The organism is Xenorhabdus beddingii, assembly GCF_002127545.1.
Lineage (GTDB): Bacteria > Pseudomonadota > Gammaproteobacteria > Enterobacterales > Enterobacteriaceae > Xenorhabdus > Xenorhabdus beddingii.
Map to the genome: position 1 here is coordinate 23,405 of NZ_MUBK01000011.1, position 24,101 is coordinate 47,505.

Here is a 24,101-nt window from a genome sequence, read left to right on the forward strand (position 1 = left end):
CTTATAATGAAGCACCGTAGGTCACGTTCGGTGCGCTACTTTCCTTGAGGCGGGCACTGTCACAGACGGCAACGCCTGCGATATGCCCCACTTTTAATAATAATGGCTGGGTCGGAATGGCAGCGGCATAAGTGCAATACTCTGCGCCCACGCTGCCAACCCACATCAGCAACTGATTTTTGGCGATCACTTCAAAACGGTAGCGGCGACAGGTGCGGCCATACTGACGGATGATGTTCATCAGCAAATCAGGGTTGGCCGCTATCTGGCTGTCACTCAGGCGCAGGATAATCACATCCCAGTCAATGTCTGGCTGGCGCTCGTTAATTTCCACATAGCCGATCCCCAAGCGATCAAAAATGGCAATAAACCCGGCCACGCTGCCCGCGTCTCTGGCGTTGATAAAGGCGTACTTCACCCGCTTGCGGAACAGTGGCAGCGGTTCACCGTTAAAGCGCTGGATATCCCGCTGGTACGCCAGCACCGACAACAACGCTTCGGAACAGGTTTCCGCATCCAGTTGCGCCAGCGGCCATGTCAGCCAGTCATAGACACCTGACCAGAATGCCCGCGCCGCACCCAACAGTTTGGCGGGTTCCCCCTTGTTCATCCATGACGGCAGCGCCAGCCGGGTGAGGCGTTCCCGGAACTCAGACATTCTTCACCTCCACCGTCAGCGATTGCAGCCGGGGCACACTCAGCTCACTGAGAATGTCCGCCAATGAAAAGCTCAGTGATTCAATTTCGCCGAACTCACGATGGATCTCCCGCCCCAAGTTGGAGAAAGAAAAACGCGAGTACGGCCACGTTTTCTTCACCGGATAATCGGCATTTTCCCGAAAGGCGCTGCGGATCAGGTTACTGACGTCTGTTTTCAGTGCCGCTATCTGTTCCTGACTGTAGTTCGCCAGATTGACCACAAACAGCGTCACGGTCAGCGCGTGATGCGTGTCCGGCATCGGCAGGCACTGCATATCATCGCCATGCCCATGATGCCCCTGATTGGTGATGTAATTGTTCACCGCCTCAATAAAAGGCTGGCTGGTCACGCCGGAATCCAATAACAGATAGGCGTTGGCGGTGCCAGCCCCACGGGGCGCATCATGCAGGAAGAAGATGCGGTCAATGCTTAAGCCTGCCACGGCGGCAATCATGCCCCGATACACGGCATCGGTATGATAATTACCGACTAAGTTGTACTGGTTGCGGCAACGGTCACGCAGATCATCGTCTGACTCTGCATCTGCGCCGGGCGTCAGTAACCAACCCTCTTCATTCTGCACCCGCTCAATACCGGACACCGCCACGGGCAGGAGTCGAAAATAGCCGGGCGCAAGGTTGAATGCCCCGCCTGCACTTTCTGCGGCCACAGGCAGCAAGGCACTGGCAACCCCATCGGCCAGCACGACGCTTTCCGTGGTGCTGACCCGGTAGATTTCGCCATTGATGCGCTCGGTCTGGATCACCGTTCCGGCGGGCACCGTGACCGCCGATGCCCCCGCCGCTTTGTAAAAACGAATAACCCCTTGTGCAGCGGAGGCAGGCTTGCGTTTCAGGTTGACGCCCCATGCGAACATATCCAGCCACGCGCCCGATGCGGTCGCCAGATACATGTTTTTCAGGGTGACATGGATTAATGCCTCCTTGAGCCACCATACCGGGCGCGTCACAATCGTATTGATCAGCCGCCAGAACGGAGACATGCGCGAGGTGTTGGTCACCAGCCCGGCATCATCCACAACCTTGGCGAACGCCGCGCTGATGTCGGTTTCCGTGGTCGGCATCCCGCTGTCACGCAGCACTTTCTCGTAATCAATTGTCGGTTTAGTGTCCATTGCCTACGCTCACATTGATACGGCCAAAATCGTAAGTTTCAGCCGTGATCCATAATTTGGTCGGCGATTCTTCGTTAATGCTGACCGTGCCCGGAATAATCCGCTCGTCGTTTTCAACCAAAATCACTATTTGTGTGTGAATATCTGCCCGTAATGTCGGGCTGCGCTCGGCAACTAAACTCGTTGCCAATCCACTTTCAATAATGGCATGAACACAATCTTGTCCAATGGAGATTCGGTTATTACAGAAAAGGGGTTCATTCCCTGAATTAAGCGTGAAATCACGCTCACTTATTAACAAATCAATATATTTAGGCTCATCCATAAGCCACGTGCTCCCATTCCGTTAATTGATCCGGTGTTATGGCATTGGAAATATTCAGCGTTACGCTTTCAATACGTCGGCTATTATCATTAATGGTCTGTGAATTACCCGCGACTTCATTAATCAGACCATTTTTATTAATACCCAGTTTATTCCCGCCCGTTAATACACTCGTATTTTCTTGCGGTTTAATGGCTTGTACAGGCTGGAGGATAGCCTGAGACTGTCCGTGCAAAATGCTATTAGGTTGAGCCATTAATTTCTGAGTATTTTCCCCCATGCCCACATTGGGTACGGCCACCTGTCCTGTCGGTTCAGTGACTGTTTTTTCAATGGCTTGGGTTTCAATATTGACACCCGGAATAAGATTTAATGTCTTGACGATCCCGTTATAGATGCCGTTGAACGACGCCATCAGCCAGTCCCATAAGCCACTGAAGAGATCACCGACACTGTCCACCATGCCTGAAAACGTATCGGCCAATGAAAAGCTGCTGAACCAGTGACACAGATTATTCCAGCCTTCGGCGATCCAATCCCAAACTGCACTGAATATCCCGCCGACCCATGTCACATACGCCGCCACTACCTTAAAGGCGGTGGTATCCATAATGGCGGCTTTGATCACATCCCAATGCTTGATTAGCAGATAAATGCCAATAGCGAGTAACGCAATCGCGGCAATAATCAGCAGTATCGGCCAGCTCATAAAACTGAATGAAATGCCCGCTAAAATCGCTACCATACGGATAGCCAGCAATGTACCGCGTAATATTCTCAGCGTGGCATTAAATGCAATGATAGCCGCCCTATAAAGCCATAGTGCCGCAGTTCCCAATTTCATGATTAAGGTAAAACTTATCCAAACCACTCTCAGACCAATCATGATAAATTTGGATACTCCCATCACAATATTGGCTACTGAGTTCACAACAGAAAAGTTCATAATCCCAAGCGCGATATAGCCCACCCAGCGTGCAATATTGGGAAATAACTTCATCCAATGCACCAATATTTGAGCGCTATCAGCGAGCTGATTGACCAAGGGGTTGATAGCAGGCAACAATGCTGACCCCACCAGCATATGCAAGTTCTGCCAAATTGCCTGTAGCCGTTCCCACGGGTCAGCCATCTGTGCCGCCATTTTATGGGTACGATCCATCCCGTCATTGGCACCCAGCTCGGTGATGTTCTTACTCAATGCATCAACATTGTTGAAAAGCGTTTTCACCACGACCGCAGAGTCACCAAATGCGGCTTCAATCTCTGCTTGTGCCTTAAGATTACCGTCAATACTTTTGCCATATTTGGCCTGTAATTGCCCCAGCATTTCCGGCATGGAAAGCATCTGGCCGGATGCATTAACGAAACTCAATCCCAGGCTTTTCGCTCCACTATCCGCGACCGATAAAAAATTCGCATAAGCACGGCTGGATTCTGAACCCAATGAACGCTGTAATTCCCCCAAGACGGCCAGTTGTTCATCAATACCCACGCCAAATTTTGCGCCAGCAGCGCGGGAGCTTTCCAGCAGTTGGGTAATTTCCGGCATACTGGTGCCGAAAGTTTGCGCCATAAAAACAGCCTTACCTGATAACTCTTCAGCAAACTGGATATTCCCTACCGCATCAGCATGGTCGGAAAACAGATCAAACATTTTCCCCATATAGTCCGCCGCATCCGTCGTACTGGCTTTCAGGGCAACGGCGGTGATGTTGGCAATTTTGGTCATCTGAGGCAATTCTGTTTGCTCCAGTCCTTGTACTGCTTTGTTAATTTCCGCCGCTGATTGCACAAACTCGATGGCAGACTTGCCATACTGTGAGCTGAAGGTCATTGAGTCTTTGGCTATTTTTGCCATGACCCCACTATCAATTCCCTGTAATGAGGCTGATTTCAGGGCGTCATCCATTTGAATGGCAGGTTCAAGGAAACTATGAGTTGACCAGAACGAATCTGCTATTGTTTGTCCACCCGCTGAAATTTTGCCAAATGCCGTTTGTGACTGTGCAGCAAGGTCAATAAGTTCCGTTTTTACACTGGTAATAGGTCGTGTAATATCACGGATTAGATTGTGTATAAAATCTACAGGACTCATGGCTCACCCTTTAATGCCAATGCAATTCCATTTGCAGTTGCAATGCGCGTATATTCCCAATATCGATTATCCAACCAAATTGCACGGGCTAAATTTTCCGTTTCATCATTTTCATTTGGCAAATAATGACGACGCAAAGTTAAGGCTTGTTCAAATAAGCTATTATCAATAGCCTTAACCCGTGCATTTAGTTTTTTATTTCAATTTCCAGTTTTGGTGCATATTCGGAATTGATTTTTTCAACCAATTGCATCGCGGCACCCGGGATCTGCAATAATTCATCCAGGGCAGATTTAGACGCAGGCTGAACAATACGACGTAAATAAGTCACAATTGGCACAATTTTATTGTCCATTGTCATATCGTTAATCATATTATTATAAGCAACAATATTCGGCTCAAACTTAATTTCATCTTTACCAACAATTAAAGTAACAACTTTGTTTTCTTTGCTCATGATTTAATTCCTTTCTTTCATTTAGTACATTTTATTCGATTATTTTCGGTAAACATCATCCTTGATGCCACGAGTTGCCCCAGTACATTCATGTAATAAAATTCATGTAATAAGATTCATGTAACAAACAGCTTCTCATGTTCTTCCCTGCCCATAATCTTTAGCCAATCAGATTACGGGTTAATTCTGCTTCCAAATAGGGAATACCATTGATACGAACGAAATCAGGTGAAGTGACGACAAATTTAACTTTATGTGTCATCACACTGCCGCCTTTCGGATCAACATCCAGGATATCGCTGAGGATCAGTTTGCAGCCATAAGCCTCAACTTTCATCTCTTCGTGGCCGGCTTTGGCATACCACATCAAATCAACCGGCTGAATGCCCCGCCATGAACCCGCCGAACGCGCTTTGGCGGTGACGATATCCAAGTATTTGGTACTGAGTTCAATTTCACCCTCTGCCGCCACATCACCGGAGATATAGCCATCCGGTACGCCCTGAGTTTGAGCTACGGCAGTGTTGTCAGTAATGGACAGATTGACCTTTTCCGCATGAACCAGATCCCCATCCATATTAAAATCGACCGATTGGCCGGAAATACGCTGGCTCATTTAGTTCCCTCCCAAATCCAGCAGCAAACTCGCCGTGATCCCTTTCGGGCATTCATAGGTGCGAATGGTGATATAAATCTCTACCGTGTTTTTATTGCGCCATGTGATAACTATGTCACCCTCTTGAGGCGATTTCACTTCACCCGGAAATGTCACACCGTTAATTTCGGACGATCGGGACATCTCACGCAGAGTGCGGGCGAAATAGGCTTGATGTGTTGCAATACTGCCCGGTGTACTGTTCAAGCTGCGGTCAGCAATCTTAGCGATGGCCTGCAAACGCACACGACGTGCTACTTTATCCACGACACGCAGGTTTTCGATGCTCTGGTAATCCCCGCCTTCCACATCCAATGTGCGACCGTCTGACCAATACATACCGTCATAATCGGGATACCACATAGGGACACTGAAACGTAGCTTTTCCAACGCTTGTAGGGTAGCCAAATCCATTGGCTTGCCTTCACCATCAAGTGGAAAATCCGTTGTGCCCAACGCCATTAATGGCCCTGTCTGGACACGCGCCGGACTGTCTGCCACGGTGACGGCACGATTACACAAACGGCCAGCCAATACTCCGGCTTCATTACCCCACAGGGATGGCACCAATTGCACCGAAGCAACCGCCTCACCCTTTTGCAGTTCCGCCAGACGGGAAACATAATCCGCCCACGTTTCTTTCGACTGTGTTCCATCAACAGCCAGAATCGCCCACTGCCAACGACCAAATTTGGCAATGGTATTTGCCCGCAAGGTTTGTGCTGCCTTGATAACGGATTTCGTTGCACATGCTGTCAGCACATAGCCTTCCACACTGGCAATATGCTGCGCTGCGGTCACCGCTTCAACAAAGGCCAATTCATCTGCCGATTCAGGTAAGACATGGATATAACCAGACCAGTTTTGCCCGGCATTCGCCATCGCTGCCAGTACGTTACGTTTCAGAGCGGTATCCGCCGTTCCCAATACGGAATCAAAATCCGTCTGAGTATTGACAGAGACTGTTTTGCCTGCGTTGGTTTTTCCCGTACCAACAAAGAGCAATACGCGCTCAATTTCCTTTGTTTCGCCCTGTAGTTGGTTAACTTGGTTAACCTGAACATGTGGCCACATAATTTATTCCTTTATTTATGTTTTCAGTCACTTAAGGTGACAAGATACGTTTTGTTATTCCTTAAGCCATTCTGCTTTAACTGCCCATTGAATATTATTATTGGGGCGGTTCACCTGATTCATCCCTGTAATGCACGATTCCATTTTCAGCAAACCAGATTTCAGGGGATGCCAGCAGCCAGCGCTTACCATCAAAGGGGACGATGCCGTTTTTATCCTCACGCATGATCACAGGCTCTGACAGTGATAATGACACCACAATGGCTGTGGTTTCTTCATTCGTTTTGACAGTCATCATTGGGCGCTCCTGTTCCTGAGCAACATTCCCAAATTCATCGTCTTGCCCTGTCAGCCACGCATCGATTAGCAGTGGAATATATCGGGGATCATGCTCTTTGGATGGAAAACTCGCCCACTTAATCACCGCTTTGTATTTTTGGATAAACATCTGGTATTGCCCCAACCCCAAATCCCGTTGAGCCTGAATAAAGCGAATTTCCTCCACTTCACTGCTAAAGTCCGTTTCACAAATGAACTCTGGCAGATTTTCCCGTAAAAATGCCGTTAATTGCTGTAATTTACTCATATCATGCATACCGCTGTCAGTTTCAATCCTTTCATTATTACGGGTAAAAATCCGCTTTCATTCATCAATGGCTGGCAATCCCTTGCCGAAATATTTTCACGCTTGATTAAGACTAAGCTAAAACATGAGTCCCTTCCGTTCAACGCAGATGCATTATTACGAATTCAATCCCATGCTGCGAATGGTTTAGTTCTGATGAATTCGGTTATAGGGTAATAACCGAATCAGGCCGAAATGATATTAATTTCATTCGTTCCGGATTTCTTTCAGATGAAGTCATTGCAGACCAAAAAGGTTGGCGGAATACATGGGGTGAGAATTTATGATGTTTTTTTGCTAAAGAAATGGAGGGATATTACAGAAAATATTATTTTGAGGAATGGTCAATCCGTTTTGACTATTTTGTCGAAAAAATATTTCAGATTGACCACTTTAACTTTTCATATAATGAAAAATGATCACTTACCTTATCATTATGAAAAACCACAAACAAAACATTAAGCACCTGCACCCGCTTTCAACAACGCTAATGCCGCCAGACGCTGTTGCGGATTAAGATTGTTCACCATCGTCTGTAACAATTTGTCGCCAGTTTTAGCACTAGGACTTAACGTATGGGAAAAGGTCAGATTCATCACAAATCGGTAACCACATTCAATATCAGAGCACGAACAATAAAGATCGGCAATTTCAGGGTGTTTCCGGTTAGTTTTACTAATCACCGCCTTAACACCACATTCAGGGCAAAGAATCTTTAATACGCGCATCGTTATCATTCCTACAGGATTTATTTTCAGAGGTTTTTACTTTTGGCGCATGTTACCCGCAAATTTATGTGTTTTGCCTGATACAGAGATGTCGTATCACTGATACATCAAAACATCCCACCAAATCCACGCGTTATTATCAGGTAACAAGGGAGCCAGATGTTGTTGCAGTCAGGCCAGTTTTCCCAGTCATGATTAAAAAAATAATGCCCCCGCCTTCATAAATCTTTTCACTCATGAGTATCAGTTTTTCTCATTGTATCTCTATGTGAGAAACAGCTATAGTCCGCACCACTCAAGGTCATTGAGTCAATTACCTACTGCTTAAGTCACCAAGATATATCCCAATCCCTGGCATATATCGTGGCTGCCATTCGGCAAAATCTTGATGAGAAGCAGCGCATTTGTGGCTGATTTTTTTATGTGGAGACGACAGTAGTGAAACTGCTGCGCAACAATGACAGTGCATTGGTCCCCGTCACGGGGTTGGCTGTTTTTGCCATTGCTTCTGGTTATTTAATGAGTTTAATTCCTTTGTCGATGGCAAGTTTCAACATTGACACGATTTATGCCAGTTGGTTAGCCAGTGCTTATTATGCCGGTCTATTATTGGGTTCAATGATGATTGCACCCGTTATTGCGAAAATAGGTCACCGTCTTTCATTTATTGTTTTTTTGTTGCTTTTGGCTGCAACCGTCATTGCATTGCCTGTTTTTCCCAATAAAGAAATCTGGCTGCTTATCCGTTGCATAGCAGGCATCGCGGTTGCCGGGATTTTTGTTGTGGTCGAATCCTGGCTGTTGATTGGCGATAGCCCCAAAGAACGGGCAAAACGTCTGAGTTTCTATATGACATCACTCTACGGTGGAACAACGCTGGGTCAATTGTTGATTGGGACTATCGGCACTCAGGGGATGATCCCCTTTATGGTGATTTCCGCCCTGCTGCTGTTAGCGATTTTGCCCCCATTACTTGTGCGCCACGGGCAGCCACCTTCGCTTCATCATCAGAGCCTGTCGCTGAGAAAAATTACCCAATTCAGCAAGCCAGCCATCGTTGGCTGCATGACATCAGGCATTGTCATGGGCACTATCTACGGGTTGATGCCTTTATCATTAAGTCAAAGTCACTTCAGTGCCGATCAGGTCGGTGTATTGATGGCCGCAATTATTTTGGGTGGCATGGTGATACAGCCGATTATCAGTAAGCTGTCTGTCATGATGAGCAAAACCTTTTTACTTGCCATGGTTTCACTGCTGGGCGTTTTCGCCGTGGGAATGACCTATCTCTTCGAACATTATAGTGTGACAATAGTGGCACTGGCGCTTTTGGGAATGTCGTCTTTTGCCCTGTATCCCATTGCGATTACCCTCGCCTGTGACAAGCTGGATTCATCCTATATTGTCGCCGCAAGCCAAGTCATGTTGTTAAGTTACAGTGTTGGTTCCGCGATTGGCCCTCTGGGAGCCGGGCATTTTATGCTTCAACACGCTTTTTATGCCCAACATGCTCTCAATATGCAACACAAGGGATTGATGAGTTTCTTCTTCATTGTCTTATTGGCTACGGCGATTTATATGCTACTGGCGAGTTTGTATCGCAAAGACCGTGTATTCGCAAGCTAGTGCAAAGATAGCTGCAAAAATATTCAACCAGAAACCGAATACGATAGCAAAATCCAGAGGTATGCAATGCAGATACAACAAGCCACCGAAGCTGATTTTCCGACACTGATCCAGGTTTGGGAAGCCTCAGTACTGGCTACTCATGATTTCCTTCCTAAGACCATGATTGAGACTTTGCGCCCGCAAATCCTGAATGATTACCTGCCCAACCTCACTGTCTATAAGGCGGTAGATAAGCAACATAATATCGTCGGATTTATCAGTACCGATCAACACCGCGTGGAAATGCTGTTTGTTACTCCACAAGCGCGGGGCACTGGGGTTGGCAAGATGTTGTTGAAGTTTGCCATTGATAAATTAAATATCAATGAGTTGGATGTAAACGAACAAAATACACAAGGTGTCGGCTTTTATCAGCATATGGGGTTTCAGGTTTTTGCCCGTTCAGAGCTTGATGGACAAGGAAACGCGTTTCCACTATTACATATGAGATTAGTCCCTATGAGATTAGTACAAGTGAAACTGGCCTGACGATACATTCTTGGGTTCAACACTCAATAAAAATTGAATGATCGACTGAAAATTTCAAAATGTTAAATATCATTCTGATGTTTTCCCGATAATGAGCAACAACCTTTTTACAAAAAATTAAAACTTATCCATTTCTTATGGATGGATGACAAAAAGAACAATTAATTGAAAGAATAGATAACCTAAACACTTTCTAAAACACGATGATTTTACAGAAATAATGCTTATAACAACAAGACTTTAAAATAGAAATAAGAGAAATAAGTGATTCATGTAAAAATAAATAAACTTAAAGTAATAGAATGTTTTGTAAACGACTGAGTAAAATTTGATAAATCAATGATATAATAGGGGTCGTATATACCCTATGGATTTCAAGATGCAGCCAACCAAGCGGCAACGGGAAAGACAACAGGTATAAATATTTTTTATTTCTATTGAGTCTAAGCATTAATGAATCATTTACAACAATCGGCTTCCTCAGGAGTGAAGCTATTTGCCGCGCTTGTCGGAAAACGGGTTACTCCAGGGGAACACTGGCTCTCTTCCGGTAATCGCACTAAATTTGCACTGCGCAGTATCCTGACACCTGTTTCTACGCTGAAGCTCTTGGATAGTCTTGCCAAGACGCCACGCTATCTGGATATTTTGAAAAAGCAACCCAGTTTACCTTGTAAATTACATCGCCCCTATTTGAGCATTAATTTTAAACGTAAACATATTGTCTGCGCATTAAATGAACATTATAAGTTACTGTTCCAGCACTTAGAACCGGCCATCATCAGTAAACTATTTGATACTCATGCTTATTTATTGGCAACCATTCAGGGAAAAAATGAATCATTCATGATATACATTGATTCATTGGATAATCTGAATAAAGAAGGGGAACTTTCTTTATATATTACCACCGCAGAAAATGTCATTCTGGCGAAATGTGCATTTACGTTATTAACGGTGGATGGCAAACAAACATTATTTATTGGGGTATTACAGGGTCCGGCCAAAGGGGATAACTCGCTGGATATTATCCGCCATGCCACGAAAGAGTGTTATGGGTTATTTCCCAAACGCCTATTAATTGAAGCTATCTGCCGCTTTGCTGAACATGTTGATTGTGAACAGATTTTGGCAGTCAGTAATGAAACGCATATCTACCGCAGTATTCGTTATTGGCATAAAAAGAAAGATAAGATGGTAGCCGATTATAATGCTTTCTGGGAATCCTTAAGTGGTGTCAGAAAGGAAAATAATGACTTCCATTTACCGTCAATCATAGAAAGAAAATCTCTGGATGATATTCCCAGCAAAAAACGCGCCGAGTATCGCCGCCGTTATCAGTTACTGGATGAATTGGAAAACAGTATCAAGGCATCCCTTACTGCCTGATTGCTGCTGAGGAAGGAATACCCGATCTGGCATTTAGCGCGGCTTCGCCATTAACCATGCAAGATGAGTCTTAATGGCGGGCCACTCATTGAGAAGAATGCTATAGACGCAGGTGTCCCGTATCGAACCATCCTTAGCCCGCATGTGATTGCGCATAATACCATCCAGTTTTGCCCCCAACCGCTCAATGGCCTTGCGACTCTGATGATTCAGAAAATGAGTACGAAATTCCACCGCGACACATTCCAATTCTTCAAATGCGTATTGCAACAGCAAAAACTTTGCTTCCGTATTAATCGCCGTGCGTTGCACTGAACGCGCATACCATGTCGAACCGATTTCCAATCTGGGAATATTGGCATCAATATTCATATAGGTTGTCATCCCGACGGCCCCCCCTGTGACATTATCAATGACAGTAAAAGGCAGCATACTTCCCTTGGCATGCAAGGCTAAACGACGGTCAATCTCCGCATGTACATTCATCGGGTCAGGGACACTGGTATACCAAAGTTTATGTAATTGCCCATCTTCGATAGCGCGAACAAATTCATCATATTTATCATGTGACAAAGGGACTAATGTCACACTTTTTCCTGTCAGCTTGACCCAGTCAGTTATTTTTTTCATGTTTATTTTCCACCATCGTTGAAGAATCATCGTTGAAGAATATATTGTCAGTATGCATAGTTAAGAAATACGCAACAATCGTAAATAGAGACATGGCTATACCTAAAAGATTCTTATTCAAATATTGTTGATGTTCTATACCTAATATATTTCATGATATTTGTCACAATCAATTAACAAAGATATTCCAATCAAGCCAGAACTGTCTAAATTTGAACACTATCTCATCCGACCACTTAGCCATACCTAAGTGAAAAATCTAAGTCATACGGAAAAAATAATATTTTTTAAGTGACCAAATATTTGATGGAGAATGCAATGAGCAATTACCCTCACCTGCTTACACCGCTGGATTTGGGCTTTACCACATTGAAAAATCGTGTATTGATGGGATCAATGCATACCGGGCTTGAAGAACATCCCGACGGCGCCCAACGGTTGGCACAATTCTACGCAGAACGGGCGGCGGGTGGCGTCGCATTAATTGTGACAGGCGGTATCGCACCCAATCCACAGGGCGTAACGGCAGCCGGCGCAAGCGTTCTGAATAGTGAAGATTCCCTGCCCCAACATAAGCTCATCACCGATGCCGTTCATCAGGCTGGTGGAAAGATTGCCCTGCAAATCCTGCATACCGGGCGTTACAGCTATCAAAAAAATGCGGTCGCGCCCTCCGCTATTCAGGCACCGATTAATCCCTTCCCCCCCCAAGAAATGTCTGAAGAGGATATCCAGCAGACCATCAGGGATTTCGCCCGCTGCGCCCAACTTGCCAAACAGGCGGGTTATGACGGCGTAGAGATCATGGGTTCAGAAGGTTATCTCATCAACCAGTTTCTTGTCACCCGGACGAATCATCGACAAGATAAATGGGGTGGGACTTTCGAAAACCGTATGCGCTTTGCCCTGGAAATTGTCAAAGCCGTCCGCGCCATGACGGGGGAACAGTTTATCATTATCTATCGCCTTTCCATGCTGGATTTAGTGGAAGACGGCTCTGACTGGCAGGAGATAGTGCAACTGGCCTTAGAGATTGAAAAAGTGGGCGCCTCCATTATCAATACCGGTATCGGCTGGCATGAAGCCCGTATTCCCACGATTGCAACCATGGTGCCCAGAGCCGGATTCAGTTGGGTGACGCAAAAACTGATGGGGAAAGTCCGCATTCCTTTAATTACCACCAACCGTATCAACGACCCGCAAGTGGCTGAACAAATTCTCAGTGAAGGTTGTGCCGATATGGTTTCCATGGCGCGTCCTTTCCTTGCTGACGCCGAATTTGTGTTGAAAGCCGAGCAGAACCGGGCGGATGAAATCAATACGTGTATCGGCTGTAACCAAGCCTGTCTGGATCGGGTATTTGTCGGCAAGCTGACATCCTGCCTGGTCAATCCCCGCGCCTGTCACGAAACTGAATTCCTTGCCGAACCCGTAAACGCGCCCAAAACCATCGCTGTCATCGGGGCCGGGCCTGCGGGTTTATCCTTTGCTGTCACCGCCGCCAGCCGGGGGCATCATGTCACCCTCTTTGAACGTGAGAACAAAATTGGCGGGCAATTTAATATCGCCAAACAAATTCCCGGTAAAGAAGAGTTTCATGAAACTTTGCGTTATTTTGATCGTCAATTGGCCTTGAACGGCGTCGATGTTCGTCTCAATCATAGCGCCACCCCGGATCAGCTTGCCTCGTTTGATGAAATCATCATCGCGACAGGCATTACACCACGTACCCCCAATATTGACGGCATTGATCACGCAAAAGTGCTGACTTACCTGGATGTGTTGAAGCATAAACGGCACGTCGGAAAACAGGTCGCCATTATCGGTGCCGGTGGCATTGGTTTTGATACCGCAGAGTATCTGAGTCAAAACGGGCAAAGCACCAGCCTGAGCAGCCATGCGTTTAGTCATGAGTGGGGGATTGATCAGACCATTACGCATCGGGGCGGATTACGCCCGGAAGGGGCAAAGGCAGAACGTTCCCCGCGACAAATTTATCTTCTGCAACGCAAGGACGCCAAAGTTGGCAATGGCTTGGGGAAAACCACGGGCTGGGTACATCGGGCCAGCCTGTCAATGCGGGGGGTCACGATGCTAAACAACGTGCAATACCTGAAAATTGATGATCAAGGGCTGCATATTCGTCGTGGTGATGAACAACAATGCCTTGAGGTGGATAACGTGATTATTTGCGCCGGACAAGAGCCATTGAAAGAACTTTACCCCCCCTTACAGGCCATGGGAAAAAGTGTCCATGTGATTGGGGGGGCTGATGTCGCCGCTGAATTGGATGCGCGCAGGGCCATTGATCAAGGGACTAGGTTGGCATTCAGAATTTAATCATAATAGAGAGTTTACTAATAGAATTTAAATCAAAAACGGTGATAACGTATATTCAACTCATTATCACCGTTCTTATTCCAACTGACCGTTAACGCTGTGCCAATTGATCCGACGCTATGCGGTCATCTTCTGCCTGACATGCGGCGGCGGTAAACAACACATCAGTCGAAGAATTCAGCCCCGTTTCAGTAGAATCCTGCAATACCCCAATGATGAAACCCACCGCAACAACCTGCATGGCAACTTCATTGGAGATACCAAACATGCTACACGCCAGCGGGATCAACAATAATGATCCCCCCGCAACACCCGATGACCCACAGGCTCCAATGACTGAAACAACACTCAATAATATGGCCGTAGGAATATCCACCACCATGCCCAGTGTATTCACGGCGGCCAGTGTCAATACCGTGATCGTCACTGCCGCCCCGGCCATATTGATGGTTGCTCCCAAAGGAATGGAAACGGAATAAGTATCTTCATGCAAATTCATCCGGCGACACATGGCCATATTGACGGGAATATTGGCCGCAGAGCTACGGGTAAAGAACGCCGTGACGCCACTTTCACGCAAGCATGCAAAAACCAGCGGATAAGGATTACGCCGGATTTTCCAGTAAACAATCAGCGGGTTGACCACCAGCGCAACGATAATCATGCAGCCAAGCAGTACCGTTAACAGGTGAGCATAGTTGAGCAGGGCTTCAAAACCCGTTGTGGCAATCGTCGAAGAAACCAGACCAAAAATGCCGATAGGTGCCAGACGGATAACCACTCGCACGATCTGGGTCACGGCGCCTGACAGGTCATGAATCAGCAACTTAGTCGATTCATTGGCATGGCGTAAAGCAACGCCCAAACCAATTGACCACGCCAGTATCCCGACATAATTCCCTTCCAAGATCGCATTAATCGGGTTAGCGACGACATTGAGCAAGACCCCTTTCAGCACTTCAATGATATTTTCTGGTGGTGACATCTGGATATCATTGGTCACCAATGTCAGTGTCGACGGGAACAGCATACTGCCAATGACAGCCACAACCGCCGCAAAGAAAGAGCCTATCAGATACAGGAACAAGATGGGACGAATGTTAGTTTTTTGGCCTGTCTTATGATTAGCGATCGAAGACATGACCAATACCCATACCAAAACAGGCGCTACCGCTTTAAGTGCGCCGACAAAGAGCGTTCCCAACAACGCCACTGACTTGGCCGCAGAAGGGGCCAGCCACGCAAGTAATACGCCCAGAATTAATCCAATCAAGATTTGTTTTACTAGGCTTCCTTGTACAAGATATTGCACAAAGCCTTTTTGTCGTTTTTCCATAGTCTATCCATTTTGGTCTTTTTAGCCCGATGAGCCCGATGTTGTTATGTTTGCTTTCCCAGTATAGGAAAATTAAGAAAACTACAAAGAATAGTTAATCGCAATATACAGAGAACGCAACTTTTGATAACAATTTGATTACATTTGTGTGATCGGAGCATCAATTTTCCTCCTGGAATAACTTCAGAAAGTGACAGTCACTAAGTTGAAAGTAAATATTTTCCTTAATATTCATAATATTAATGAGCTATATTTTTAGCCATGACCGCTGATTGTTTTCCGGCCTCCCAAACGACGGATAGATGACTTTTCGTCATCAGATGCACGACAGAAATAGGTTTAACGGGAAAAAAACATAAATTCAGTCCATCTGTGGAATAAACCGGTTATTAACGCCATTTTAGGTCACTTCAAAAATCATTCATCAACCGATATATCTGGATGAATTTAATTTTATACTTTGATTCATGTTCAATTGCTCAACAAAATTTTCTGTCTCGCTACTGTTGATTTTGTTAAAGTGTCCCAGTCAATCTTTATGCCATCTTGAAGGGATTTCGAGGGTATTTTATGACAAGTGATATTTAATACTTTGTATTGGCGAAGCATCCAATAGAAAATCACCATAAATGCACCATAAAAGTAAGATGCTATTCTTAACCCGCGTTTTAGGAACATTTGATGGAAATTGTAACAGACCTTGTTTATGCACTTTGGCACCAGGATTATGAAACACTTGCTAACCCATCGTTGGTATGGGCAATCTATATCCTACTCTTTACTATTCTGTTTCTGGAAAATGGAATATTACCGGCGGCATTTTTACCGGGCGACAGCCTATTGATATTAGTGGGTGTCTTAATCGCCAAAGAAGCCATGAGTTTTCCGGTGACATTAGTCATTCTCACCTTTGGTGCAGGTCTCGGCTGCTGGGTTGGCTACCTTCAGGGACGGTGGCTTGGCAACACCAAATTAGTTCAGGGCTGGTTATCACACCTCCCCGCACATTATCATCAGCGCGCCCATAATTTATTCCATCGTCATGGTTTATCCGCTTTGCTGGTAGGCCGCTTCCTTGCTTTTGTCAGAACCTTGCTGCCAACATTGGCCGGCCTTGCCGGATTGAATAATGGGCGGTTTCAGATTTTCAACTGGCTCAGTGGGTTCCTGTGGGTGCTTATTCTGACTACATTGGGTTATATACTCGGTAAAAGCCCCCTGTTCCGTCAGTACGAAGAGTATCTGATGAATTTTTTGGTATTGTTACCACTGGGCTTGTTACTCATCGGCTTAATTGGCAGCCTGACGGTTATTTGGCGTAAGAAACGCGCCAATAATACCCTTTAGTCCTCCTTCCTTTTTCTGTGGTGTTTTTCCTGTGGTGTATTTTCTGTGGCATTGCGGGAGAAATACCACAGGATTGATATTCGCAACTCACATTATCCCGCCCATGTCAGTGGCTTCGCCCACCGACTTAAACAATATTTAAGATTAATTCACGATATATTGTGACAATTTTTCATCTATTCACCCTTTCAACTCCTTATAAAAGCGACTATGGTAGAAATTCATCCATCGTATATTTAAGGAGACCGGTCATGCCCCAGAAAAAAAATTCTGAAGATTTACGTGCTGAACTCCAATCCCTTGCGGATACTCTGGAGGAAGTGCTCAATAGCTCCAGTGACAAATCAAAAACAGAACTGGAAAAACTGCGCAATAAGGCGGAAAAAACGCTGCAAGATGCGCGTGTGACACTCAACGATGCCAGCGAGAGGCTGGTCGATCAAACAAAAGAAATTGCCGGTCATGCGGATAATTATGTCCGTGAAAATCCGTGGACAGGTGTCGGTATTGGTGCCGCCGTTGGGCTGGTCTTAGGTGTTCTACTATCAAGGCGCTGAGATGACCCCATCATCCCATTCTCAAGGCCCGGGAAAAGGGCTGTTTGATACTTTACGGCGAGTCGCGGCAATTCTTGTCCGCATGGTTGAAACTCGTCTCCGGCTTGTTGCCGTTGAGCTGGAGGAAAGTACAGCGACGCTGGTGCAATTACTGCTGATGGTCGGGTTCACATTGTTATTCGCGGGTTTTGGTCTGATGTGCCTATTAATGCTGATATTCTGGGCCATCGATCCCGCCTGCCGGATCACGGCAATGTCCATTGCGGCCGGAACGCTACTGCTCCTCGCCGTGTTGAGTGCCATCTGGACGATCAGAAAAACCCGGAAACTGACTTTTCTTCGCGCCACCCGCGAACAACTGAACCTTGATCGCCGAATGCTGGGGGATGATCAGCATGAATAAATCATGGCACCATCAACGAACGTTGCGAAAGCAACAGTTATTAAAAGAGATCCGGCAACAGCGTCAATCGCTCTCGGCTTGCAGCCGGCACTGGCTTGAAATCACCCAGCCTTATGATAAAGGCTGGCAGGTTCTCCTTGCCTTTAAACCCTATGCCACTCTCGGTGCTGGTATTGTTCTGTTTTATGGGCTATGCCACCCCAAAAAATTTTACCGCTGGTCACGCCACATGATCCCTCTTGTTGGGATTATGAAAGTGGTACGAAATGCACTGAATAAGTCTTAACTGGCAAGCATCCATCAAACTCTTTCAAAAAAACTGCATTGAATTGTTAATATTCTTTGCTATCACCAGATAGCCTCTCTCCTTAGAATACCGCCATCAGATAATGATTAACAAATTGTGCTTTTTTGTCCTTTTTTTGGTCATTTTAATCTAAACAGACAACTTATTTATCGTTACCCGCAGTATTCCTGGAGATAATAATGAAAAAATTTGAAGATAGTGGCTTGTTGATCGCTCGTGTTTTAATATCCGTTCTTTTTATCATCGCAGGGTATGGAAAATTGGGTGAAGCCTATGCGGGAACACAAGCCTTTATGGAAGCCATGCAAGTACCGGGGATTTTGCTGCCACTTACTATCTTGCTTGAACTCGGTGGCGGGATTGCGGTGCTGTTCGGGCTACTGACCCGCACCACCGCAGTATTTACCTTTATTTTCTGTATCCTGACCGCCTTACTGTTCCACAGCGATTTTTCAAATGACATGAACCTGACAATGTTCCTGAAAAATTTCTCCATCGGCGCAGGTTATCTGATGCTGGCAATGATGGGGCCGGGAAAATTTAGTATTGACCGTGCATTGAATAAAAACTGGTAATACACACACAAGCCCCTGGCGGGTTATTCACCGCAAGGGGCTTGATTGATCTTGCTTTTCTGGCCTGTTTTCCCGCGTTATTGCTTCATGAATAATTTGGGAATTTCGCGCAGACACCAAGACTTGGCTTCTCCCATACTATCGCGCCGCCATGCCATGATAATGTTGGTTTCATGGCTATATTCCGAACCCACAACACGCAAGCGGCCTTCAGCAATATCCTGTTCTACCATCGGGTATGGCATCGTCGCTACCCCCAAACCCGCCAACAGTGCCCGGCGCTTGTCTTCCAGCGTACTGACTGTCAGGCGGAGTTGTTTATCCAGTAACTTAACCGTCAGTACAGGGCGTTCCCTTGCAGTATCAGCAACGGCGATACCACGGTACTTCACCCGTGTGGCATCAGACAACGGCTCAGGTTCATGGTGGATAGGATGATCCACACTGGCCACATAGACATTGTTAATGGAATAAAGTTTGCGCGAATTCACTTCGGGCGAAGCCCGAAAGTGAAGATCGGGGGCAATCACAATATCTGCATACCCCGTTTCCAGTCGTTCCCAAGCCCCTGCCAGCACTTCCGTCATCAACGAAAGCTGAGTATTCGATTTAGTTGCCAAGCGATCTACAAGGGGAAACAGCGAGGTAATCGGAAACAAGGCTTCACATACAATCGTCAGGTGCGTTTCCCAGCCACGGGCAAGCGATTCTGCATCTGCGGTCAATTTATCCGCTGCTTCCAGCAATAATCGCCCCCGCTCCAGCAACATCCGGCCCACATTGGTAAATTTCGTGCGATGACCGGAGCGATCAAACAGCACAACATCCAGCTCTTCTTCCAATTTTTGCATTGTATAACTCAATGCAGAAGGAACACGCCCCAATTCATCCGCTGCCGCTGCAAAACTGCCCCGTCGGTCTATCGCATCCATGACCCGCAGGGATTCCAATGTCAGCGCTCGTTCTTTGCCCATATTCTTCTCAATCAGGAATTTTGAATATAGTCACCAGATTAACTGGCTAACATTTCGACGTCCAGATAATTAAGATCGAGATTTATAAGTTTATTGGTCAAAGGGATGGCATATGATAACAACGAGAACAGCAAATCAATGCGGAAAAGCCGATTATGGCTGGTTACAGGCTCGCTATACTTTTTCATTCGGTCACTATTTTGACCCAAAATTTTTGAACTATCGGGCGCTACGTGTCCTTAATCAGGAAGTTTTGGCTCCACAAGCCGAATTCCAGCCCAAGTCTTACCCTCATGTTGATATTCTGAACATTATCCTGCAAGGAGAAGCCCGGTACCGTGATAGCGAAGGAAACCATTTCCACGCAAAACAAGGGGATTGCCTGCTGTTTTCTGCCCGTCGGGGCATCAGTTACAGTGAACTCAATCCCAGTGACGAGATACCACTTACCCGACTGCAACTCTGGCTCAATGCCTGTCCCCAGCAAGAACCTTTGCCATTACAGCGCAAGATACTGTCTGGTAACGTACTGCCAGATGAAACATTAACCTTGCTGGCCTCCCCGACATCAGAAAACCACAGCATGACTCTGCGCCAGCAGGTATGGATAAGCTATCTGGTGGTTAAAGACCGTGCTAGTCAGATTTTGCCTTTGCGGGGAAAGCACGCCTACCTGCAATCCATCAGTGGTAATGCCAGAATCAGCGGCAGGATGGGAAATAATGGGGTCGAAAATCGCGGGGTGGAAATGAGATGTGGCGACGGAATATTTATTCAGGAGGAACAGGAAGTCACATTGCTGGCGGATACACCATTTCGGGGGCTGTTGATTGATTTAGCGGACTGATTTACCCGGAGCCGGCATAATTTTGCTTTGCCCTGTCAGTGACTTTTTTCCGTCAATGACTTTTTTCTGCCTTTGGTTTATGAAAAAAAAATATACCCAGAAATAAATAAGCCCTATAAAGCATTTGCTCTATAGGGCTAAATTTGTGAAGTTGACCGATAAGCCGGGTTCTGTCTTGGACAGCCATTCATCTAGGCCAGCACTTGCGCACTGGCTCAAGCAACCTACCCGGGTTCGATACGGGCCGTACCACATGAACCCCTATTTGGTCTTGCTCCGGGTGGAGTTTACCGTGCCACGAACTGTTACCAGTCGCGCGGTGCGCTCTTACCGCACCCTTTCACCCTTACCTGATCCCAGAAAACTGGGCCATCGGCGGTTTGCTCTCTGTTGCACTGGTCGTAGGCTTTCACCTCCCAGACGTTATCTGGCACCCTGCCCTATGGAGCCCGGACTTTCCTCCCCTTTACTTCTCCCGAAGAGAGGTAAAGCGGCGACTGTCTGGTCAACTCCGGCGCGGATTATAAGAGGTTTGTTATCCAATGTATAGGGATTTTCACTCATCCCCTTCAATTTGCCCAAGTTGCCCAAGGACTGAATTTTGTTCGGGTGCCTGATTTTGCTCAAGTGAATGACGGTACAAGGCATTTTTCTTCACACCGTGGATCTCGGCAGCCAATGCCGCCGCTTTTTTCAATGGCAGCTCTTTTTGCAGCAATGCCAGTGTCCGTAGGGCTTCCAATGGCAGGCTATCTTCCGCAGGTTTGCGATACCCTTCCACAATCAGTACCATTTCACCCCGGCGACGGGTTTCATCCTCTTTGATCCACGCCAGAAGCTGTCCAGCAGGCATTCCCTGAATGGATTCCCATGTTTTGGTCAGTTCCCGTGCCAGCACAACATAGCGATCTGCCCCCCACACTTTCACAATATCTTCTAAACTGTCCAACAGCCGATGTGTCGATTCGTAGAAAATCAGCGTTCGGGTTTCTTGCTCCAATTCACGCAGAGTATCTTGGCGCCCCTTACTTTTTGCAGGCAGGAAGCCTTCATAGCAAAAACGATCGGACGGCAAACCGGCAGCGGACAGCGCCGTAATCGCGGCACAAGGGCCTGGTAGCGGAACCACTTTAATGCCCGCTTCACGACAACGACGAACAAGATGATAGCCCGGATCATTGATCAAAGGTGTACCTGCATCAGAGACTAATGCGATGCTTACCCCTTGTTCTAGTTTCGTAAGTAATTGATCTGCTTTTTGCTGTTCATTATGATCATGAAGTGCGAACATGCGCGCATTAATGGCAAAATGTTGAAGCAACAAGCCAGTGTGTCGCGTATCTTCGGCTGCAATCAAATCGACATGTTTAAGCACTTCAAGGGCACGCTGAGTAATATCCCCCAGATTTCCAATAGGGGTTGGCACAACATATAGCGTGGATGTCGTAACCACTGCTCGATTGGTTTGATTCATTGTTTCATCCGAATGACCGATTTAAAATTGAGCATCTTTGAAAAAAACATCACTGGATACAGTATGCTTCCCTCAATTTTTGTGCGTTTCAAAATTGTTTTAGTCTACATAGCGTTGCTGTCGACTATGATTATTGCAGGGTGTACCATGCCCGCACAGCAAGGGCAACCAACTTCTCAGCCCCAGGACAAGATCAGCGCAGAGATTAACCGCTATCAAGCCGTGATTGACGCGGCCCATAACCAACCATCACTGGATGTTATCCGTGCTTACATTGCACTGGAACCTCATGTAACCGATGACGCTGACAGACAGAAAAATATTGATGAGACATGGCAGGTTCTGACCCGTCTTTCCCCGCAGCAACTCAGCGAATTGGTGATTAATGCCAATGAGTATACGTTGCAGGGCTGGCTTGATTTACTCAATGCTTACCAGACCAATCAGCCGGATCTCGATAAACTGCGTTCTGCCCTCCACGATTGGCAAATCCGCTATGCCAATAATCCGGCGGCACATCGTTTACCTACTGCGCTGCAACAGATGCTGCAAAAACCCAAAGACAGCCGTGCCACGATTGGCCTATTCCTGCCTTTAAGCGGTCAGGCAAAGGTGTTCGGTGAAGCTATTCGTCAGGGCTTCCTTGATGCACAAAAAGGATTGCCGAAACCTTCATTGCCTGTGAATGTCACCGACTCAGGTCATAGCGAGACTGTCGATGCCGGGCAACCCGATGCCGACCCTGCCACATCCAATGCGGGGAGCAACAACACTTCGAGTGCTGAGAATACGGATGTCACCACGGCGGCCTCAACGACTTCCTCCACGATTAATGATGCCCCCATTAATGATCAAGCCATAAAAGTCTACGATACCAACAGCCAGCCACTCGCCAATTTACTGGCACAAGCTGAACAAGAGGGGGTCACGTTGGTGGTTGGGCCATTGCTGAAACCCAATGTCGAGCAATTGGTACAGGTTGAAACGCCATTGAATATTCTGGCTCTCAATGAGCTGGATGTGCCACAGGCACGACCCAATATCTGTTATTTTTCATTGTCTCCTGAAGATGAAGCGAAAAATGCCGCCGGCCATATCTGGCAGCAACAAAAGCGCCATCCTCTGGTGTTAATACCGCGTACCGAATTAGGCAGCCGGGTTGCAAAAGCCTTCGCTAAAGCATGGCAGGAACTGGGCGGCCAGAGCGCATTACAGCAAACTTTCGGGACGCCGGGCGAGATGCGACAATCCATGAACCGTGGCGTTGGCATCCGCATGTCTGGCTCGCCAATTCCCGTTAGTGTCTCCGTGCCGGATACAGATACCGCTATAGCCCAGAAAAATTCCCCTGCCCCGGTGATTTCCTCAGGCCCGGTGGATGCCGTTTACATTGTCGCGACAACGGACGAACTGACCATCATCAAGCCAATGATCGATATGGCAATCAGTTCCCGCAAAAAACCGGCTCTCTATGCCAATTCACGCAGTAATAAATCGGGTTCTGGCCCGGATTTCCGTCTGGAAATGGAGGGTATGCAATTCAGCGATATTCCATTGTTAACCGGTATAAACGTGCCATTGATGCAACAAGCGGCCAAAAAACTATCCAACGATTACAGCCTGATGCGTCTGTACGCAATGGGAATAGATGCATGGTCACTGGCGAATCAGTTTACGCAAATGCAGCAAGCGTCAGGGTTCCGCTTGAATGGTGCATCGGGAACGCTTTCCGTTACAGATAATTGCACTATTTTGCGCCAACTACCTTGGATGCAGTTCAATCATGGGCGTATCACAACCGAAAATCAGGCTGACCATGCCAATGCTGCGGGAAACACCAATAACACGGACAGTCCTGAGGGTTTGAACAATTCAGACAATGTCACTCATTCTGGTCAAAGTAATGCGGTAGAATAAGCAGCATAAATGATGTTGAAGGCGTGCCCACAAGTTAATCCGTCTTCAACG

25 protein-coding genes and 1 other RNA gene are annotated in these 24,101 nt (G+C 46.7%); 11 read left to right on the forward strand and 15 right to left on the reverse strand.

Going from position 1 to position 24,101, the window contains the following annotated elements; genetic code table 11:
• Position 1: 1 nt before the first annotated feature.
• The 10 genes from Xbed_RS08150 to Xbed_RS08200 all read right to left on the reverse strand — a co-directional run bounded on the left by Xbed_RS08150 (position 2) and on the right by Xbed_RS08200 (position 7,797).
• On the reverse strand, positions 2–658 hold the full coding sequence (locus Xbed_RS08150; protein ID WP_086112426.1) for a phage tail protein: 657 nt from the start codon (positions 656–658) through the stop codon (positions 2–4).
• Positions 651–1,835 carry a baseplate J/gp47 family protein gene (locus Xbed_RS08155; protein WP_086112427.1) on the reverse strand — a complete coding sequence of 395 codons (1,185 nt, stop codon included), beginning with the start codon at positions 1,833–1,835 and terminating at the stop codon, positions 651–653. Before Xbed_RS08155 ends, Xbed_RS08150 begins: the two co-directional genes overlap by 8 nt.
• Positions 1,825–2,160 (reverse strand): DUF2590 family protein, encoded by a 336-nt coding sequence (locus Xbed_RS08160; protein ID WP_086112428.1) that lies wholly within the window; start codon positions 2,158–2,160, stop codon positions 1,825–1,827. The genes Xbed_RS08155 and Xbed_RS08160 overlap by 11 nt, the downstream gene beginning before the upstream one ends.
• Complete coding sequence (locus Xbed_RS08165; protein ID WP_086112429.1) at positions 2,153–4,258, reverse strand: phage tail tape measure protein; 2,106 nt, start codon at positions 4,256–4,258, stop codon at positions 2,153–2,155. Before Xbed_RS08165 ends, Xbed_RS08160 begins: the two co-directional genes overlap by 8 nt.
• Positions 4,255–4,395 (reverse strand): DUF6890 family protein, encoded by a 141-nt coding sequence (locus Xbed_RS20685; RefSeq protein WP_273554506.1) that lies wholly within the window; start codon positions 4,393–4,395, stop codon positions 4,255–4,257. The genes Xbed_RS08165 and Xbed_RS20685 overlap by 4 nt, the downstream gene beginning before the upstream one ends.
• A 50-nt stretch (positions 4,396–4,445) precedes the next feature.
• Positions 4,446–4,715 carry a putative phage tail assembly chaperone gene (locus Xbed_RS08170; RefSeq protein WP_086112430.1) on the reverse strand — a complete coding sequence of 90 codons (270 nt, stop codon included), beginning with the start codon at positions 4,713–4,715 and terminating at the stop codon, positions 4,446–4,448.
• A 160-nt stretch (positions 4,716–4,875) separates the two neighbouring features.
• A complete protein-coding gene (locus Xbed_RS08175) occupies positions 4,876–5,331 on the reverse strand; it encodes a DUF2597 family protein (protein ID WP_086112431.1) in 456 nt (151 codons plus the stop codon).
• The gene (locus tag Xbed_RS08180; RefSeq protein ID WP_208612214.1) at positions 5,332–6,447 is read right to left on the reverse strand and encodes a DUF2586 domain-containing protein; all 1,116 of its coding nucleotides are present in this window, start codon (positions 6,445–6,447) and stop codon (positions 5,332–5,334) included.
• 94 nt (positions 6,448–6,541) lie between these two features.
• On the reverse strand, positions 6,542–7,030 hold the full coding sequence (locus Xbed_RS08185) for a phage tail protein (RefSeq protein WP_086112527.1): 489 nt from the start codon (positions 7,028–7,030) through the stop codon (positions 6,542–6,544).
• 497 nt (positions 7,031–7,527) lie between these two features.
• Complete coding sequence (locus tag Xbed_RS08200; protein ID WP_086112435.1) at positions 7,528–7,797, reverse strand: Ogr/Delta-like zinc finger protein; 270 nt, start codon at positions 7,795–7,797, stop codon at positions 7,528–7,530.
• 438 nt (positions 7,798–8,235) lie between these two features.
• Between Xbed_RS08200 and Xbed_RS08205 the strand changes: the two genes are divergently transcribed.
• The 3 genes from Xbed_RS08205 to Xbed_RS08215 all read left to right on the forward strand — a co-directional run bounded on the left by Xbed_RS08205 (position 8,236) and on the right by Xbed_RS08215 (position 11,343).
• On the forward strand, positions 8,236–9,423 hold the full coding sequence (locus tag Xbed_RS08205; RefSeq protein ID WP_086112436.1) for an MFS transporter: 1,188 nt from the start codon (positions 8,236–8,238) through the stop codon (positions 9,421–9,423).
• Positions 9,424–9,489: 66 nt separating this feature from the next.
• Positions 9,490–9,954 (forward strand): acetyltransferase, encoded by a 465-nt coding sequence (locus tag Xbed_RS08210; RefSeq protein ID WP_086112437.1) that lies wholly within the window; start codon positions 9,490–9,492, stop codon positions 9,952–9,954.
• A gap of 453 nt (positions 9,955–10,407) precedes the next feature.
• The gene (locus Xbed_RS08215; RefSeq protein WP_086112438.1) at positions 10,408–11,343 is read left to right on the forward strand and encodes a VirK/YbjX family protein; all 936 of its coding nucleotides are present in this window, start codon (positions 10,408–10,410) and stop codon (positions 11,341–11,343) included.
• 33 nt (positions 11,344–11,376) lie between these two features.
• Here the strand turns inward: Xbed_RS08215 and Xbed_RS08220 are convergent, their stop codons facing one another.
• The gene (locus tag Xbed_RS08220; RefSeq protein ID WP_086112439.1) at positions 11,377–11,973 is read right to left on the reverse strand and encodes a GNAT family N-acetyltransferase; all 597 of its coding nucleotides are present in this window, start codon (positions 11,971–11,973) and stop codon (positions 11,377–11,379) included.
• Between the two features lie 318 nt (positions 11,974–12,291).
• On the opposite strand from Xbed_RS08220, the gene Xbed_RS08225 reads away from it, so the two are divergent.
• On the forward strand, positions 12,292–14,313 hold the full coding sequence (locus Xbed_RS08225; RefSeq protein ID WP_086112440.1) for an oxidoreductase: 2,022 nt from the start codon (positions 12,292–12,294) through the stop codon (positions 14,311–14,313).
• 91 nt (positions 14,314–14,404) lie between these two features.
• On the opposite strand, the gene sstT is transcribed toward Xbed_RS08225, so the two are convergent.
• Complete coding sequence (gene sstT / locus Xbed_RS08230; protein ID WP_086112441.1) at positions 14,405–15,649, reverse strand: serine/threonine transporter SstT; 1,245 nt, start codon at positions 15,647–15,649, stop codon at positions 14,405–14,407.
• Positions 15,650–16,330: 681 nt separating this feature from the next.
• Here sstT and Xbed_RS08235 point away from each other — a divergent pair.
• From Xbed_RS08235 to Xbed_RS08255, 5 genes are all read left to right on the forward strand, one after another.
• Positions 16,331–16,996, forward strand: a complete 666-nt coding sequence (locus Xbed_RS08235; protein WP_086112442.1) for a DedA family protein — start codon at positions 16,331–16,333, stop codon at positions 16,994–16,996.
• A gap of 251 nt (positions 16,997–17,247) precedes the next feature.
• Positions 17,248–17,553 carry an ElaB/YgaM/YqjD family protein gene (locus tag Xbed_RS08240; RefSeq protein WP_086112443.1) on the forward strand — a complete coding sequence of 102 codons (306 nt, stop codon included), beginning with the start codon at positions 17,248–17,250 and terminating at the stop codon, positions 17,551–17,553.
• A gap of 1 nt (position 17,554) precedes the next feature.
• A complete protein-coding gene (locus tag Xbed_RS08245; RefSeq protein ID WP_086112444.1) occupies positions 17,555–17,956 on the forward strand; it encodes a phage holin family protein in 402 nt (133 codons plus the stop codon).
• On the forward strand, positions 17,949–18,242 hold the full coding sequence (locus tag Xbed_RS08250) for a YqjK-like family protein (RefSeq protein ID WP_086112445.1): 294 nt from the start codon (positions 17,949–17,951) through the stop codon (positions 18,240–18,242). Before Xbed_RS08245 ends, Xbed_RS08250 begins: the two co-directional genes overlap by 8 nt.
• Positions 18,243–18,442: 200 nt before the next feature.
• Complete coding sequence (locus Xbed_RS08255; RefSeq protein ID WP_086112446.1) at positions 18,443–18,838, forward strand: DoxX family protein; 396 nt, start codon at positions 18,443–18,445, stop codon at positions 18,836–18,838.
• A gap of 77 nt (positions 18,839–18,915) precedes the next feature.
• Here Xbed_RS08255 and Xbed_RS08260 read toward each other — a convergent pair whose 3' ends face one another.
• Positions 18,916–19,812, reverse strand: a complete 897-nt coding sequence (locus Xbed_RS08260) for a LysR family transcriptional regulator (RefSeq protein WP_086112447.1) — start codon at positions 19,810–19,812, stop codon at positions 18,916–18,918.
• A gap of 112 nt (positions 19,813–19,924) precedes the next feature.
• On the opposite strand from Xbed_RS08260, the gene Xbed_RS08265 reads away from it, so the two are divergent.
• On the forward strand, positions 19,925–20,659 hold the full coding sequence (locus Xbed_RS08265; RefSeq protein ID WP_086112448.1) for a pirin family protein: 735 nt from the start codon (positions 19,925–19,927) through the stop codon (positions 20,657–20,659).
• Between the two features lie 143 nt (positions 20,660–20,802).
• Here the strand turns inward: Xbed_RS08265 and rnpB are convergent.
• An RNA gene (gene rnpB, locus Xbed_RS08270) (RNase P RNA component class A) lies at positions 20,803–21,172 on the reverse strand.
• A gap of 43 nt (positions 21,173–21,215) precedes the next feature.
• Positions 21,216–22,133, reverse strand: coding sequence for a 16S rRNA (cytidine(1402)-2'-O)-methyltransferase (gene rsmI, locus Xbed_RS08275; protein ID WP_086112449.1), 918 nt, complete (start codon positions 22,131–22,133; stop codon positions 21,216–21,218).
• 63 nt (positions 22,134–22,196) lie between these two features.
• Between rsmI and Xbed_RS08280 the strand changes: the two genes are divergently transcribed.
• A complete protein-coding gene (locus Xbed_RS08280; RefSeq protein WP_086112450.1) occupies positions 22,197–24,050 on the forward strand; it encodes a penicillin-binding protein activator in 1,854 nt (617 codons plus the stop codon).
• Positions 24,051–24,101: the final 51 nt, after the last annotated feature.

Excerpts from the sequence above, each read along its gene's own strand:
- Xbed_RS08150 (WP_086112426.1), bottom strand. The coding sequence starts at position 658 with ATGTCTGAGTTCCGGGAACGCCTCACCCGGCTGGCGCTGCCGTCATGG.
- Xbed_RS08155 (WP_086112427.1), bottom strand. The coding sequence starts at position 1,835 with ATGGACACTAAACCGACAATTGATTACGAGAAAGTGCTGCGTGACAGC.
- Xbed_RS08160 (WP_086112428.1), bottom strand. The coding sequence starts at position 2,160 with ATGGATGAGCCTAAATATATTGATTTGTTAATAAGTGAGCGTGATTTC.
- Xbed_RS08165 (WP_086112429.1), bottom strand. The coding sequence starts at position 4,258 with ATGAGTCCTGTAGATTTTATACACAATCTAATCCGTGATATTACACGA.
- Xbed_RS08170 (WP_086112430.1), bottom strand. The coding sequence starts at position 4,715 with ATGAGCAAAGAAAACAAAGTTGTTACTTTAATTGTTGGTAAAGATGAA.
- Xbed_RS08175 (WP_086112431.1), bottom strand. The coding sequence starts at position 5,331 with ATGAGCCAGCGTATTTCCGGCCAATCGGTCGATTTTAATATGGATGGG.
- Xbed_RS08185 (WP_086112527.1), bottom strand. The coding sequence starts at position 7,030 with ATGAGTAAATTACAGCAATTAACGGCATTTTTACGGGAAAATCTGCCA.
- Xbed_RS08200 (WP_086112435.1), bottom strand. The coding sequence starts at position 7,797 with ATGCGCGTATTAAAGATTCTTTGCCCTGAATGTGGTGTTAAGGCGGTG.
- Xbed_RS08210 (WP_086112437.1), top strand. The coding sequence starts at position 9,490 with ATGCAGATACAACAAGCCACCGAAGCTGATTTTCCGACACTGATCCAG.
- Xbed_RS08215 (WP_086112438.1), top strand. The coding sequence starts at position 10,408 with ATGAATCATTTACAACAATCGGCTTCCTCAGGAGTGAAGCTATTTGCC.
- Xbed_RS08220 (WP_086112439.1), bottom strand. The coding sequence starts at position 11,973 with ATGAAAAAAATAACTGACTGGGTCAAGCTGACAGGAAAAAGTGTGACA.
- Xbed_RS08225 (WP_086112440.1), top strand. The coding sequence starts at position 12,292 with ATGAGCAATTACCCTCACCTGCTTACACCGCTGGATTTGGGCTTTACC.
- sstT (WP_086112441.1), bottom strand. The coding sequence starts at position 15,649 with ATGGAAAAACGACAAAAAGGCTTTGTGCAATATCTTGTACAAGGAAGC.
- Xbed_RS08235 (WP_086112442.1), top strand. The coding sequence starts at position 16,331 with ATGGAAATTGTAACAGACCTTGTTTATGCACTTTGGCACCAGGATTAT.
- Xbed_RS08240 (WP_086112443.1), top strand. The coding sequence starts at position 17,248 with ATGCCCCAGAAAAAAAATTCTGAAGATTTACGTGCTGAACTCCAATCC.
- Xbed_RS08245 (WP_086112444.1), top strand. The coding sequence starts at position 17,555 with ATGACCCCATCATCCCATTCTCAAGGCCCGGGAAAAGGGCTGTTTGAT.
- Xbed_RS08250 (WP_086112445.1), top strand. The coding sequence starts at position 17,949 with ATGAATAAATCATGGCACCATCAACGAACGTTGCGAAAGCAACAGTTA.
- Xbed_RS08255 (WP_086112446.1), top strand. The coding sequence starts at position 18,443 with ATGAAAAAATTTGAAGATAGTGGCTTGTTGATCGCTCGTGTTTTAATA.
- Xbed_RS08260 (WP_086112447.1), bottom strand. The coding sequence starts at position 19,812 with ATGGGCAAAGAACGAGCGCTGACATTGGAATCCCTGCGGGTCATGGAT.
- Xbed_RS08265 (WP_086112448.1), top strand. The coding sequence starts at position 19,925 with ATGATAACAACGAGAACAGCAAATCAATGCGGAAAAGCCGATTATGGC.
- rsmI (WP_086112449.1), bottom strand. The coding sequence starts at position 22,133 with ATGAATCAAACCAATCGAGCAGTGGTTACGACATCCACGCTATATGTT.
- Xbed_RS08280 (WP_086112450.1), top strand. The coding sequence starts at position 22,197 with ATGCTTCCCTCAATTTTTGTGCGTTTCAAAATTGTTTTAGTCTACATA.